Here is a 301-nt window from a genome sequence, read left to right as displayed (position 1 = left end):
GGGGCAGTCTTGTGGGTTGACACGCCGAGCGACGCGGGGATCGTACGTAGATGGCTTGTCAGCATGGAGGGGCGCTGAGCCTTTGAGCGCGTCGGCCACATGTTCTGGGAGCTGTATCGGAAGCTGCAGGCGGTGGGGCTGGACGGCAATTACCGGTGCCCGCTGCCGGTCACCAACGCGGATCTCGCCGATGCGCTGGGGCTCACGCCCGTACACATTAGTCGCGTGCTCCAAGAAATGCGCGGCAAGACCCTGATCACGCTCCGAAGGAGAACGCTGGTGATGGAGGGTTGGAATGAAC

1 protein-coding gene is annotated in these 301 nt (G+C 63.1%); it reads left to right on the top strand.

Annotation, left to right across the window (positions count from 1 at the left end; translation table 11 throughout):
* Positions 1–99 precede the first annotated feature (99 nt).
* Positions 100–301, top strand: a 202-nt coding sequence (locus MKL09_RS03905) for a helix-turn-helix domain-containing protein (RefSeq protein WP_244018141.1), incomplete at its 3' end; no start/stop codon positions are given.

The organism is Methylobacterium sp. J-048, assembly GCF_022829515.1.
In the GTDB taxonomy this organism is placed as follows: Bacteria; Pseudomonadota; Alphaproteobacteria; order Rhizobiales; family Beijerinckiaceae; genus Methylobacterium.
This window is presented reverse-complemented; position numbering and strand designations above follow the sequence as displayed.